The sequence below is a fragment of the Streptomyces sp. NPDC001450 genome (assembly GCF_053597295.1).
Map to the genome: position 1 here is coordinate 1 of NZ_JBSFHY010000157.1, position 1,133 is coordinate 1,133.

General features: G+C 71.6%; 1 protein-coding gene. It reads right to left on the reverse strand.

The genetic code is table 11. The annotated features are described in order from the left end of the window. A partial coding sequence (locus ACWC5O_RS45520) for a SpnB-like Rossmann fold domain-containing protein (protein WP_450781412.1) occupies window positions 1-1,131 on the reverse strand: 1,131 nt, incomplete at its 3' end. Between the last annotated feature and the right edge of the window lie 2 nt (window positions 1,132-1,133).

The following is a 1,133-nucleotide window of genomic DNA, read 5'->3' on the forward strand; positions in this document are numbered from 1 at the left end:
AGCACCCAAATGCCGCGCCAACTGCGTCGCCGCCATACCCACACCACCGGCAGCCGCATGCACCAGCACCGACTCACCAGACTTCACACCACCCAAGTCGGTGAGCGCGTAGAACGCCGTCAGGAACACAACCGGCACCGAAGCCGCCTGCGCGAACGACCAACCCGCCGGAACCCGAGCCACCATCCGCGCATCCGCCACCACCACCGGCCCGAAGGAACCGGAGAACAGGCCCATCACCCGGTCACCCACAGCCAGTCCCGTCACACCCGGACCGACCTCGGTCACCACACCCGCGCCCTCCAGACCGAAGTCCTTCGCGTCACCGGGATACATACCCAGCGCATTCAGCACATCGCGGAAGTTGACACCCGCCGCACGCACGGCGACACGGACGCGCCCTTCGGCCAACTCACCCTCGACGACCGGCCGCAGAGCCAGCCCCTCCAGCGTGCCCTTCTCCACGACATCCAGCCGCCACGCCGACTCCCCGGCGGGGGCTGTCAGCGCCGTGCCGTTCGCCGTGCGGGTCAGACGGGGCGTGTAGGCCGTGCCGCCGCGCAGCGCCAGCTCCGGTTCGCCCGAAGCGAGTGCCGCAGACACGACGGCCCAGGACTCGTCCGTGCCGTCCACGTCGAGCAGCGCGAACCGGTCCGGTGCCTCGGCGCGCGCCGCGCGGACCAGACCCCACACCGCCGCCAGGGCCGGATCGGCCGACGTCTCGTCGAGCGCGACGGCGCCTTCGGTGACGATCACCAGGCGGGCGCCCTCGAACCGCTCCTCCGCCAGCCACTCCTGGACGCGGGCGAGCACGCCGATCGTGACCTCATGCGTGGCCTCGACCGCACTACCGGTCGGCCGCTCCACCCGCAGCAGGACGTCCGCTCCGGACCCAACCGCAGTACCGGGCAGCTCCCTGGAGAGGTCATGGGCGTACGCCGGGCCTTCGCCGGACGCTTCGACCGGTACAGGAACCCAGTCGGTCCGGAAGAGGTTGTCGGAGCTGCCCGTACCGGCCGTCGCGAGATGGCCCGCCGCCTCCCGCAGCGTCAGCGACTCCACCGAGGCGACCAGACCACCCGCCGCATCCGCCAGTTCCAACGCCACCGCGTCCGGCCCCACCGGCACCATCC